Origin of the sequence: Aureibaculum flavum (assembly GCF_016406085.1) — a bacterium.
In the GTDB taxonomy this organism is placed as follows: domain Bacteria; phylum Bacteroidota; class Bacteroidia; order Flavobacteriales; family Flavobacteriaceae; genus Aureibaculum; species Aureibaculum flavum.
This window is the reverse complement of the sequence record NZ_JAEHFJ010000002.1, coordinates 627,679-640,509: the sequence shown is the minus strand read 5'-3', so window position 1 is coordinate 640,509 and position 12,831 is coordinate 627,679. Positions and strand designations below refer to the sequence as shown.

Here is a 12,831-nt window from a genome sequence, read left to right as displayed (position 1 = left end):
TTTAGATATTAAACTTTTCTTGATTGTGTGAACTTAAATCACTTTAGCTTCATTATGCAGCAGATCAACCAATTCACCAACATTATCGGCATCAATTAACTTAACAGCACCTTTGGCTTCTGGTTTTTCAAAACTTTTTGATTCCGTAGTTGCCTCAAAAGAAATTGGCTCTACAATATTTAACGGTTTTTTTCTAGCCATCATAATTCCTCTCATATTCGGAATTCTCAGGTCTTTTTCTTCTACAACTCCTTTTTGACCTCCAATTACCAATGGTAAGCTTGTGCTTAAGGTTTCTTTACCTCCATCAATTTCTCTTATAACCGTTGCATTATCACCTTCAACTTCTAAACCAATACACGCATTTACAAAGTTAAAATCTAAAATAGCAGCCAACATACCAGGAACCATTCCTCCATTGTAATCAATAGATTCTCTACCAGCTAGTATAAGGTCATAATTTCCATTTTTTGCCACTTCAGCCAATTGCTTAGCAACGAAATAACCATCAGTGGCTTCGGCATTAATACGAATAGCTTCATCAGCCCCTATGGCCAATGCTTTACGTAAAGTTGGTTCCGTAGAGGAAGTACCTACACTAACAACAGTTACGGATGCTCCCTGTTTTTCCTTAAACCACATGGCTCTTGTTAAAACAAATTCATCGTATGGATTAATTACAAACTGAACACCATTGGAATCAAATTTAGAATCACCATCGGTAAAATTTATCTTTGAGGTTGTATCAGGAACGTGACTTATACACACTAATATTTTCATTTTTTAAACTATTTTAATTATTTAAGGCGAAGTTACTACTTTTTTTTCGTTTTACTATGCGTGCATAGTAAAATATTTGATTGATAATCTTATAAACTAGCCTTAATTTTCTATTTTTGCATAGTAATTTTATAACCAATATGAGAACAATTCAATTTAGAGAAGCTATTTGCGAAGCAATGAGCGAAGAAATGCGTAGAGACGAATCTATTTATTTAATGGGTGAGGAGGTCGCAGAATATAATGGTGCTTACAAAGCTTCCAAAGGTATGTTAGATGAATTCGGTGCGAAACGTGTTATAGACACACCAATTGCTGAGCTTGGTTTTGCTGGGATTGCTATTGGATCTGCAATGAATGGTAACAGACCTATTGTAGAATATATGACCTTTAATTTCTCTTTGGTAGGTATAGACCAAATTATAAATAATGCAGCAAAAATCAGACAAATGTCTGGAGGGCAGTTTAATTGCCCTATTGTTTTTAGAGGACCAACAGCTTCAGCAGGTCAGTTAGGAGCAACACACTCTCAAGCTTTTGAGAACTGGTTTGCAAATACTCCAGGTTTGAAGGTAATTGTACCATCAAACGTATATGATGCTAAAGGTTTATTAAAAGCTGCTATTAGAGATGATGATCCTGTAATTTTCATGGAATCTGAACAAATGTATGGTGATAAAGGTGAAGTACCTGATGGTGAATACGTTTTACCAATTGGTGTTGCAGAAATTAAAAGAGAAGGTACAGATGTTACTATTGTTTCTTTTGGAAAAATAATAAAAGAAGCTTATAAAGCAGCAGAAGAATTAGAAAAGGAAAATATTTCAGTAGAAATTATTGATTTACGTACGGTAAGACCGATGGATCATGACACAATAATTAAATCTGTAAAGAAAACAAATAGATTAGTGATTTTAGAGGAAGCTTGGCCTTTTGCTAGTGTATCATCTGAAATTACATATCAAGTACAAGAACAAGCATTTGATTATTTAGATGCTCCAATACAAAGAATTACTACGGCAGATACGCCAGCTGCATATTCGCCGGTCCTATTAAAAGAGTGGATACCTAACTCTGACGATGTGATAAAAGCAGTTAAGTATGTTCTTTATGTAAAATAATGGCATTAAATTTGTAATAATCAAACCTTTTACAACTAGTTGTAAAAGGTTTTTTTTATTAATACTCTAAATTTTGACTATTGAAATATTTAATAATCTTTTTTTTATTATTCACCTCGTTCGCTTTTTCGCAAGTTAAAGTAGGTGGTAATATTGTAGATGAGCAAGGGGAACCTATACCCTTTGCTAATATCATTTTTAAAGGCTCCACAGAAGGTGGTGTGTCTGATGAGAATGGAAAATTTTATATTGAATCAGAAAATACGTATACTGAATTAATGATTTCATTTCTTGGTTTTGAAACCAAAATAATCCCGCTAAAAGCGAGAAATTTTGATCTTAAAATCGTACTAAAAGAAGATGCTGCTGCCTTAGATGAGGTTATGCTTTATTCTGGTAAAACAAAGAAAAAAGGAAATCCAGCTGTTGAGATTTTAAAGAAAATATGGGCCAAAAAGCGTCAAAATGGTTTACGTCTTTACAAGCAATATGAATATGATAAGTATGAAAAAATAGAATTCGATCTTAATAATATTGATGAAAAGTTTAAGAAAAAACGACTTTTTAAAGGAATGGAGTTTGTGTTTGAAGAAATTGATACTTCTAACATCACAGGGAAACCTTATTTACCAATTTTTATAAATGAAGCTTTGTATAAGGTATATGGTAAAAATAAACCTTCTCAAAAATCAAATGAAACCTTAATTGCTAATAAAAACTCAGGTTTTGATAGTAACCAAGAATTAATTGAGTTTGTAAAACAATTATATGTAGATTATAATATTTACGACAATTATCTAAAATTCTTTGATAAAAGTTTTACGAGTCCACTTTCAAGAACAGGAGTTTCGGTCTATAATTATGTATTGGCAGATAGTGCTTATCTTGGTAATAAATGGTGTTATAATATTGTTTTTTATCCAAGACGGAAAAATGAACTTACTTTTAAAGGTGACTTTTGGGTGAACGATACCACGTTTGCTATTCAAGAAATTGAAATGAATGCTACGCGAAGTGCCAATATAAACTGGGTAAAAGAAATTTATGTAGCTCAAGAATTTGAAGTGTTAAGTGATTCGGTTTTTCTTTTGAAACGAGATCATATGATGTCTGACTTTTCTTTTAATTCTAAGGATAAGTCAAAAGGAGTTTATGGTCGAAGAACGACGCTTTTTAACAATTATGAATTCGAAAAAGAACGAGATGATGATGTGTATAAAGCAAAAGTAAGTTCTTATGAGGAAGAAATATACAATAAACCAGATGAATTTTGGAGTGACAATCGAATGGAGAAACTCAACAAAGATGAAGTAGGGGTATATAAGATGTTAGATACCTTAAAAACCGTTCGGAAATTTAAACAGTTATATAATGTTGGGGCTACATTAGCCACGGGGTATTGGCAAATCTTTGATGGTTTTGACTATGGACCACTGTTTTCCTCCTTTGGTAGTAATGATATTGAAGGTTTTAGGGTTAGAGTAGGAGGGAGAACCTATTTTAGTCAGAATGACACATGGCGTATTCAAGGATATGCAGCTTATGGTTTTAAAGATGATAAAGTTAAATACGGTATATCAGGTAAGTGGTTAGTTGATAAAAGAAATAGAATAATTTTATCGCTGGGTAATAGGCGAGATATTGAACAAACAGGAGTAAGTTTAACAACGGCAAATGATGTTCTCAGTCGTAGCTTTGCTTCATCCTCGTTCTTTTCTAGAGGCGATAATTATAGTTTAACCAATGTAAATCTTACGAATTTAGCTGTTGATGTTGAACCCATAAAGAATTTAAACTTTAGACTTGGGGCAACCTACAAAACTTTGAGTTCTGCCGCACCAGACTCCCTATTTAATGTTAGCTACTTTGATAAAAATGGTTTTGAACAAGCTAAAATAAAACAAACAGAATTGGATGTTGGTATTACTTATACCCCAGGACGTAAGACGGCGGGATTCGGAGTAGAACGGAATGTTAGTAATGAAGGTCGATATCCTACCGTATATTTAAGTTATACCAAAGGCTTAAAAGGATTTTTAGACAGTGATTTTGATTATGATAAGCTCCAGTTGTATTATAGACATAGGGTTTTGATGGGTGGTTTTGGTAAGTTAAAGTACTTTTTAGAAGTGGGTAAAACTTTTGGGCAGGTACCTTTGACAATGTTAGATGTAGTTCCTGGTAATCAAGCCATATTTACAGCACCCCGGACTTTTGATTTGCTTAATTATTATGATTTTGTAACTGATGAATATGCCGCATTGCATATAGAGCATAATTTTAATGGTAGATTGTTTTCTAGAATACCCTTAATGCGTAAATTGAATTGGAGAGAAATTGTTGGGGCACGGACGGTCATTGGAAATCTATCTGACAAAAACATAGCTTTAAGTGCTTTTGATTTGCAGGGTAAAGCTCCTACAAAACCGTATTATGAATATTTTGTTGGCGTTGATAATATTTTTAAGTTTATAAGAATTGACTTTGTGTTTAGAGGAAATTATTTAGACATGCCTGGAGCAACGAAGTTTGCTGTAAAAGGTGGATTTGGATTTTATTTCTAAGGTTTATAATAATAAAGCGTTATAGGTTATTTAAAGACCAGCTTACCAGTATAATAAGCTTCAATATCAACTAAAGGTGGTCTGTTCACTGAGATTAAGTTGCCAACACCACGTATTTCTCCACTAAGTTTCTGAATGGGATTAACAATCATGGAATTAATACCTCTATGAAAAACATCGACATTTTGAGCAATTAATGAGTCACCGTTAAACGTTCCTTCACCAGCATAAAAACCTACAAACAAATTATTTGTTTTACCTTTTACAGTGAAATTGGATACATTATTAGATATAATATTTAAATTGTTATTGTCAATAATAAGGTCAAAATCGCCAACATTTTCGGTTGGTAAATAATAGTCTTCAGAAAACAACGTAAGAGAGTTGAACTTTAAAGTTTCTGTGCTTGAAATTGTAAATTGTGATGCGTTTCTAATTTCATTAATATCAATAGCAGTCAATGTCAGTTGAGCAGGGCTGGTGTCTCTAAACAGATTACAGGTACTGTTTTCAATCGATAATACACCATCGTTTATTGTCGTCGAAATGTTATCGATTAGGTTTTTGCCATACTTTATTTGAAGTGTATTTTCTAACCCTTGTTTTATTTCTAAACGAATTCCTTCATGGACAATTATCTTAGAAAAGCTCGATAAATTTACCAATTTAGTAACTTCCGTTCCTGACGATGATAAACAGTCAGAAGTATTATCAGAGCATCCTGTAGTGAGTAGAAAAATTACAATACTTAAAATCTGTTTTTTCATTATTGTATAATATATCAAACATGAGAATTCATTTATAATCTCAGATAAAAATAATTTTCAGACACTACTTTCAATTCTAAGGATTATAGTCTAATTCCAATTCCTAAATCAATAGATTCTGCTAAAAACAAATGAGCTTTTATAGAGGCCGTTGCAAACCATTTTTGTCCAAAATATTTTTTAACACCTATACGCTCATAATATCTAGTTTCGTATTTGTAGGGATAATATACATAGTATCCTAGCTGTGTAATTATCGAAAAATTATCGATGTCTAATTCATGCCCAATCATCAAACTTACACGCTTATAATCTGAATTTCCATCTTCCTCTGGAAATTCAGGAAATGCCACTGCGTTATAGGCAATCAATTCTTTTAAAAATTTTGAAATAAATAGTTCACTACCAAATTGCAGTATGCTTTTTCTATTAAGTCTTTTATCCAGATAAACAGTTCCAACATAAAACGGGAATTGTTTTGTGCCTAAATTTCCTGCACTATTTATACCACCACTTAATTGTAAATTAAGTTTTATACCTTCTTTATAGCTGCTGTTATTCAAATCAATTGATTGACTATAATCAATAGGGTTATTTGCGTCAAAATTATAACTAATTCCCGTTGTAAGTGAAAGTGTGTTAAGTCCTAAATTAGGAGACTTTATGGTTCCGTTAGAATAATGTGAAAGCATCAAGCCGAGGGTGGCGTCAAAGGTCTTAAAAACCCTTTTATGTTTATAATGAATACCGAGTGTTGTGTTCGCTAATAAATGAGAACCAAAAGCGATGTTTTTATTATTGGTTTCTAAATCAAAAGGATTTGTATTATACGCAATGCCTTGTCCTAGCTTTATATAAAATAGATTTTTACGAGCTCTATTACCAAAATATAACGAATAATTAAGTTGAGTTGTAAATGTTGTACCCAATACCGCATTGTCAAAATTATGATAGATAAAAGAAATACCCCAATCCGGAAAATTATACGCTGCCAAGTTGTTGTTCTTCGGAGTTGTTTTATGATTGTAACTTAAAATAAACCCATCTGGATTGGTAATTGCCAGATGTGAAACTTTATTCTTGTGCTTAAGAATAGTACCATAGAAATACTCGAGATGCAAAGAAGTGTGCCCTTCTTTTTGAGCCCACAATGTTAAGTTAATCATAAAAAATAGTATACCTGTTACTATTTTATACTTCATCTTAAAAATCGAAATACCAATTAAATAAGTCTGCTTTTAATCCAAAAGTAAACCACGTTGAATTATCAATGGCCGTATCTGTTATAGCCTGGGCCGGATTGAATTTTCTAAAGGTAATTCCTGCAAATAATTTTGTATTAGTTGCTGGGTTCACTAAGTATCCACCTTGTAAGTCTGCAATAAAAATTCTGGTATTATTACCTTGTAACAATTCTATTCCGTTATCACCAGTTCTGTCTTCATAACTTTGATAAATGTTACCACCATAGTTTAAACCATTAATATCAAAACCTTTATTCCCCATGTTTATTTTAGCACTACCAAACCATCTGTCTTTTTTATAGCGTGCAATGGCAACAAATTCCCAAAAATTGCTTCCCCAAGGATGCCCTAAGGGTTGATTGTAATGGGCGTAATTTAAGATAGGGTCTTTATGAGAAAAGGTATATGGTCTAACTACGTTAAATTCACCTTGTAAGTATAGGTTATCTACATTAAAGGCATTATAATATTTTGCACCCACTTGTATCCCAAATTTATTAGCCCAATAGCCACTTCCATCAAATATTTTCCCAATCGTTAATTCATCTAATACGAATTGTGTATAGGTAGAAAAATTATCAGAAACTTTATATTTTGTACCTAATCCGATAATAGCGTTACCACCTCTTGATCCTCTTGAAAACTCTACGGCTCTGTAAAAAATAATAGGATTAAAATAGTTGATGTCAAATCCGTTATTTTCACTTTTTTTAGTAATGGCAGCTTCAAATAAGCTCACATTTAATCTTTTGGTAACATTATAACTTAGATGGTGCATGGCTACAAATTTCCTAGCACTTATATTATCTACATTTACTGAAGGTCTCACATCATCAAGCCACATCCATGTATTGGTGTATTTTATTTTCCAGAATTGCGTGCTAATTTTTAAATGAGGATAAGAAGATGCCGCATCTGATAACATTAAGGAACGATATCCATCACCAACAAAATTTTTACCATGTCCAAATTGGAAATTAAAAAATTTACTCGGAGTATAGGTTAAATAGGCTTCTGCAACAGGATAGTCAAAACTATTGGTTTTAAAAATCTTAGCCTTACCGCGGCTTGGCACTAAGCCATAAGATTCAGTAGGTTTGTTAGCTCTTGCAAAGTCATTTACATAATCTGCAAAGCGGCCTTGGCTTTCGTAAATAGAAGCTGAAAAGTTGAAGTTTTTACCCAAACCACCTTGAATTTGAATGGCTCTAGTATTGTTGTAGGTATAATCAACATCGTTTGAATTGTCTTTGCCAATTTGCAAATCAAAAAGTGGGTCAATAGTAAACCAATAATCTTCTTTTTGTACTTTGAAAAAATGTTCATTCCATAATTTCTTACCCCATTTTGACGATTTCTTTTTAAACAAACTCGTTTTTTGAAGGTCTAAGTCAACATATTTAGAGGTTTCACTATATAAAAAGGGTTTAAAACCTGTATGTGAGTTTTCGTTTTGATCGAAGTAATAACTTAACTCATCATAGGTACTATGCGAAAATGGAATGTTAAGTTCACTTTGATGTTCCGGAAAATAAGTACTTACCACAGCGGTTTGTATGTCTTTCTTTTGAGTATTTGAATTGAGTGGGATTGGAGTTGTCGGCGGAGTTACGGATGTTGTTGGTGTATTTACTACGACATTTTCTTTGGTAACTTCTTTGGTAATTTTACCAGGAGTTGGCTGTGAACCTAATGGTATTTGAATGGGTAGTCCAAATCGCATATCTATAGCTCTACCATTATAAGTAGCTGGCTGAGCTTTTGGTAAAAGAGCAAAAACTCTTTTAGCTTCGGCTTCTAATTCTTTATATGCAGAACGAACGTATAAAACTTCAAATTCTCCTGTTTTTGTAACTAAAAATATTACGTTAATTGTACCTTTATAATTATCGGATGTTACACTATTAGGAACTTTAAATTCTGCTAATACATCTTTAGTCAAGTTTTGATTAAAACAAGAGGCTAAAGTAGTTTCGCTAGCAGCATCGCAGCCCTTATAAATAGGGTAAATATCTTCTTGTCCAAGCAAGACGTTTGAAGAGATAAGAAGGATAACTATAATGAGATATTTCATTTAAATTTATTTTCACCAACCTATTTTTTTTCTAAATGCTATGGGTTGGAATTTGTAATTTTAACTAAGTGTCCTTTCTGGACGCTTATTCAATACTAATTTTAGTAAATTTTGGCAAAGGTATTAATATATTTTGGCTACCTTATTATTATTTAACTGATATTTCTCTTTACTCTCAGGGCAGATAGCAAAACCTTTTGCATCAAAATTCAAGCGATGACCATATTCGCTCACCCAACCAATTTGTTTAGAGGGATTACCTACTACTAAAGCATATGCAGGAATTTCTTTAGTTACAACACTACCAGCTCCAATAAGTGAGAACTCACCTATAGAATTTCCACAAACAATAGTGGCATTTGCTCCGATACTAGCTCCTTTTTTTACTATAGTTTTTTTGTATTCATCTTTTCTAGCAATTGCACTTCTAGGGTTAATAACGTTGGTAAAAACCATTGAAGGACCTAAAAAAACGTCATCTTCACAAATAACGCCAGTGTAAATTGAAACGTTATTCTGAACTTTTACATTACTACCTAAAATGACATCTGGGGACACTACAACATTTTGTCCAAAACTACAGTTTTCACCGATAACACAATTAGACATGATATGGCTAAAGTGCCAAATTTTTGTTCCATTACCAATTTTACAATTGTCATCTATAACGGCAGTCTTATGAGCAAAATAATCTGATTTTTCCATAAATTAATAATTATCGTTAGTTGAACCTCCGTCAGCAATACTTTTCGCAGCGGAAGTACCTATTCTGTTTACACCTAAATTAATCATTTTAACCGCATCTTCATAATTTTTTACTCCACCGGCGGCTTTACTTTGTAAGGGTTTGGCATTTTCTACAATCAATTTCATACCTTCGAATGTAGCACCAGAAGGTTTATTATCACTTGTTTTAAAAAAGCCTGTTGACGATTTAACATAAACACTTGAGGCCTTTTCTTTACCGAAATTACTTAAGATCACATCTCTAATAATTTGCGTGATGGCAACAATTTCATTGTCTGATAATGCCGCTATTTCAATAATCCACTTTACAATTTTGCCATTTTCTAAGCCAAGTTTTGAGCATTTAAAAACCTCACTTTTTATCAGATTGATATTACCATTTAAAAATGCAGGATAATTAATTACAAAGTCTAATTCATCAACATCATTTTCAATTGCTTCTTTGGCTTCGTTCAATTTTTCTTCAATAGCAAAAGTACCTTCATGGAACCCGATTACTGTACCCACTTGAACATCACTGTTAGCCTCAGTAATCAATTCTTTGGCAAGTGAAACAAACTTTGGTCTTATCATAACTAATTTGAAATTCTCTGTAATAGCTTCCTCAATTAGTTTAATTACGTTTTTACGCGTTTCATCTTCTGTAATACCTGCTTGTATGGCAGTTTTAAGATAGGTAGAGTCTAAGTGTTCATTAATGTTCATTTGATATTTATTTAATATGCAAAAATAGCGATTTTAATACAATAATAAATCCCACAATGTTGTGGGATTTATTATTGTATATTTTTAAATAATGATTATTCAATTTGGAAAACTATGGGTAACGTATATTTTACAGGAACTGCTTTTTTACGTTGCTTTCCAGGGATCATTTCGGGTAACTTTTCTATAACTCGTAAAGCTTCTTTCTCTAAGCTTTTATGAGGTGCTCTAATTTTAATATCAGTTACTAATCCATTTTTACCAATAGTAAATTGAGCATAAATTTTTTGTTTACCAGATAAATTCAATCCCTCAGCAATACTTGCATCGAACTTTCTATTTACAAATTTGGTCATTTGCTTGGTAAAACAAGCTTTCGCTTCTTCATTTTTAAAATCTTCACATCCTGGAAAGATGGGGGCTTCTTCTAAAATTGTAAACGGAATAGGTCCTTCAGGAATAGGTCCTTCTTCGACAATCTCAACAATATCACTAATATTTAATTTCTCTGGATTATCAGGGTTATCGGGTAAATCTAAAATTTCAGGATTTTTTGTGTCATTAGGAACTACCTTAATATCAACGAGTGGAGCTTTTTTTGGTACTTGTTTTTCTTGAGGTTCTTTATTTCGCTCAATTCGAATATCTGGAGGTGCACTGAACACATAAGTGGTGCCGTCATCAGGTGCAACATCATCTAATAAAAATACCGTTTTGGTTGAGGTATACTCTAATGAGATATAAACAATTAGTAATGCTAATACCAAGCCTAGCTGCATAAAAAGAGCTGAACTACGGTAGAATTTCTCGGTTGGTGGTTGATTTTTTTTGGTTTGTTTTGAAAAATTCATAATGGTATGTTTAAAGTGTTAAAACTATGTTAACATCAATAAACATACCAAGATTGAAATCATGTAATTAACGTATGCTTTATATTCTTACTTCTAAAGTAATTGGTAATGTATATTTTACCCCTACTGGAATACCACGTTGTTTTGCAGGAATCATTTTAGGTAGAGAGTTCACAACTCTTATTGCTTCTTTCTCTAATCTTGCATGAGGTCCTCTGGCTTGTACTTTGCTTATATTTCCGTTACGATCGATACTAAATAGTACAATTACTCTTTTTTTACCAGCTTCTAATCCTAATTCGTTTGTAAGATTGGTGTCGAAATTTTTACCTACATGGCCCATTATTTTTTCCTGTAAACATTTTTTTAATGCAGCTTTATTACCTTTACATCCAGGAAAAATAGGAGCGTCTTCGATAATTGCAAATGGAACATCATCTAATATTACTTCCTCTTCAACAACTTCTTCTACTTGATCTATATCAACAACTTCAACCTTATCATCTTGATCAATTTCTGTTGATTCAAGCATTGTTTCTTCAACTTCCGCTTCATCTGTTACAACTTCAATAACCTCTGGTGCAGGTGGGGGAGGTGGAGGTGGTTTTATTTGTTCTATTCGTTCTGTAATAGGTATGTCTTCTACAATTTGTTCTTCTACTATAAGAGTTCCAAGGTCAGATAATGATCTTTCATATACTCGATGTTGTATGGAAACGTATACAATGAGTAAAGAAAGTGCTAAACCTAATTGTAAAAATAACCCAGTGTAATTCTCTAATGCAGCTTTGGGATTCTTTTTAACTTCCATAATTTATATATTTAAGTTTAATACTAATTTTATAAGTAGCTAAATAACTACTTCTTTATAACAGTACTAAGGTCTTAATTATTAGGTAAAAAAAGAATGATAAATATCATATCATAAACTAAGTAGCATTTTGATGAAAAATTTATAAGAAAATTAAAAACCAATGAAATATATCAATGTTTTACGAATTTGATTGATATAAAGTTTGAAAATTAAAAATTCTATTATAAATATTGTTTTTTATTTTCTCTTTAATAAGTGTGCATTTTTGTACATTAACTAAAAATGAAGGTTGTAATCTGCTTAAGTGGATTCAAAATTTACAATATTATGTTACTTTTATGAAAACAAAAAGACCAACTTTAAGCTAAAGTTGGTCTTTCTTAATAATTATAATATGTTTACTACTCTACCAATAATGTAATTGGTAATGTGTATTTTACGCCGACTGGTCTACCACGTTGTTTTCCAGGAATCATTTTTGGTAAAGAATTAACAACACTAATTCCTTCTTTTTCTAATCTAGCATGAGGTCCTCTAGCTCTTACATCTACAATGTTACCAGATTTATCAATTTTAAAAACAACATAAACTTTCTTCTTACCAGGATCTAAACCTAAATCTCCAGCTAGGCTTGTGTTAAATTTTCTACCAACATGTTTCTCGATAGATTTTTGAAGGCATTTTTTTAATTCAGCCTTACTTCCTTTACAACCTGGAAAAATGGGAGCATCTTCAATAATAGCAAAAGGAACATCTTCAGCAACTTCTTCAGCCTCTACAACTTCTACAATTTCTTCAACTTCAACCACTTCATTTTCATCAGTTTCTGTTGACTCTAACATGGTTTCTTCAACTTCTTCTTCATCTTCTACAACCTCAATCACTTCAGGTGCTGGTGGAGGTGGTGGAGGTGGTTTTATTTGTTCTATACGTTCAGTAATTGGAATATCTTCTACTTCTTCTTCACCCATGTTAAGAATACCTAATTCGTCGATATCTCTTTCAAACGTTTTATATTCTATACCTACATAAACAATAAGTAATGCTAATACCAGACCTAACTGTACAAACAGCTTGCTGTAATTTTCTAAATTTGCTTTTGGGCTTTTTTTAGTTTCCATGGATAGATAGTGTTAATTTCTTTGCTAATTTAATAAATAAATT

The 12,831-nt window shown here is 32.2% G+C and carries 11 protein-coding genes; 2 read left to right on the top strand and 9 right to left on the bottom strand.

Going from position 1 to position 12,831, the window contains the following annotated elements; translation table 11 throughout:
* Positions 1-33 precede the first annotated feature (33 nt).
* A complete protein-coding gene (locus JBL43_RS05850; protein ID WP_198840518.1) occupies positions 34-780 on the bottom strand; it encodes an electron transfer flavoprotein subunit beta/FixA family protein in 747 nt (248 codons plus the stop codon).
* 140 nt (positions 781-920) lie between these two features.
* On the opposite strand from JBL43_RS05850, the gene JBL43_RS05845 reads away from it, so the two are divergent.
* Together JBL43_RS05845 and JBL43_RS05840 are read left to right on the top strand one after the other, a co-directional pair.
* A complete protein-coding gene (locus tag JBL43_RS05845; protein WP_198840517.1) occupies positions 921-1,901 on the top strand; it encodes a pyruvate dehydrogenase complex E1 component subunit beta in 981 nt (326 codons plus the stop codon).
* Between the two features lie 80 nt (positions 1,902-1,981).
* A complete protein-coding gene (locus JBL43_RS05840; protein WP_198840516.1) occupies positions 1,982-4,465 on the top strand; it encodes a DUF5686 and carboxypeptidase-like regulatory domain-containing protein in 2,484 nt (827 codons plus the stop codon).
* Between the two features lie 26 nt (positions 4,466-4,491).
* On the opposite strand, the gene JBL43_RS05835 is transcribed toward JBL43_RS05840, so the two are convergent.
* From JBL43_RS05835 to JBL43_RS05800, 8 genes are all read right to left on the bottom strand, one after another.
* A complete protein-coding gene (locus tag JBL43_RS05835; protein ID WP_198840515.1) occupies positions 4,492-5,232 on the bottom strand; it encodes a GIN domain-containing protein in 741 nt (246 codons plus the stop codon).
* Between the two features lie 83 nt (positions 5,233-5,315).
* Positions 5,316-6,434: an acyloxyacyl hydrolase gene (locus tag JBL43_RS05830; RefSeq protein ID WP_198840514.1), complete on the bottom strand. Its 1,119-nt coding sequence runs from the start codon at positions 6,432-6,434 to the stop codon at positions 5,316-5,318.
* A 1-nt stretch (position 6,435) separates the two neighbouring features.
* A complete protein-coding gene (locus JBL43_RS05825) occupies positions 6,436-8,550 on the bottom strand; it encodes a gliding motility outer membrane protein RemB (protein WP_198840513.1) in 2,115 nt (704 codons plus the stop codon).
* Between the two features lie 123 nt (positions 8,551-8,673).
* Entirely contained in the window at positions 8,674-9,255 is a 582-nt protein-coding gene (locus JBL43_RS05820; protein ID WP_198840512.1) for an acyltransferase, read from the bottom strand.
* Positions 9,256-9,258: 3 nt separating this feature from the next.
* Positions 9,259-10,002, bottom strand: a complete 744-nt coding sequence (deoC, locus tag JBL43_RS05815; RefSeq protein ID WP_198840511.1) for a deoxyribose-phosphate aldolase — start codon at positions 10,000-10,002, stop codon at positions 9,259-9,261.
* 95 nt (positions 10,003-10,097) lie between these two features.
* Complete coding sequence (locus JBL43_RS05810; RefSeq protein WP_198840510.1) at positions 10,098-10,853, bottom strand: energy transducer TonB; 756 nt, start codon at positions 10,851-10,853, stop codon at positions 10,098-10,100.
* A gap of 79 nt (positions 10,854-10,932) precedes the next feature.
* Positions 10,933-11,664: an energy transducer TonB gene (locus JBL43_RS05805; protein WP_198840509.1), complete on the bottom strand. Its 732-nt coding sequence runs from the start codon at positions 11,662-11,664 to the stop codon at positions 10,933-10,935.
* A gap of 404 nt (positions 11,665-12,068) precedes the next feature.
* Positions 12,069-12,788 (bottom strand): energy transducer TonB, encoded by a 720-nt coding sequence (locus JBL43_RS05800; protein WP_198840508.1) that lies wholly within the window; start codon positions 12,786-12,788, stop codon positions 12,069-12,071.
* Positions 12,789-12,831 lie beyond the last annotated feature (43 nt).

Coding starts and splice junctions, on each gene's coding strand:
- JBL43_RS05820 (WP_198840512.1), bottom strand. CDS start 9,255: ATGGAAAAATCAGATTATTTTGCTCATAAGACTGCCGTTATAGATGAC.
- JBL43_RS05805 (WP_198840509.1), bottom strand. CDS start 11,664: ATGGAAGTTAAAAAGAATCCCAAAGCTGCATTAGAGAATTACACTGGG.
- JBL43_RS05825 (WP_198840513.1), bottom strand. CDS start 8,550: ATGAAATATCTCATTATAGTTATCCTTCTTATCTCTTCAAACGTCTTG.
- JBL43_RS05835 (WP_198840515.1), bottom strand. CDS start 5,232: ATGAAAAAACAGATTTTAAGTATTGTAATTTTTCTACTCACTACAGGA.
- JBL43_RS05830 (WP_198840514.1), bottom strand. CDS start 6,434: ATGAAGTATAAAATAGTAACAGGTATACTATTTTTTATGATTAACTTA.
- JBL43_RS05845 (WP_198840517.1), top strand. CDS start 921: ATGAGAACAATTCAATTTAGAGAAGCTATTTGCGAAGCAATGAGCGAA.
- JBL43_RS05850 (WP_198840518.1), bottom strand. CDS start 780: ATGAAAATATTAGTGTGTATAAGTCACGTTCCTGATACAACCTCAAAG.
- JBL43_RS05800 (WP_198840508.1), bottom strand. CDS start 12,788: ATGGAAACTAAAAAAAGCCCAAAAGCAAATTTAGAAAATTACAGCAAG.
- JBL43_RS05810 (WP_198840510.1), bottom strand. CDS start 10,853: ATGAATTTTTCAAAACAAACCAAAAAAAATCAACCACCAACCGAGAAA.
- deoC (WP_198840511.1), bottom strand. CDS start 10,002: ATGAACATTAATGAACACTTAGACTCTACCTATCTTAAAACTGCCATA.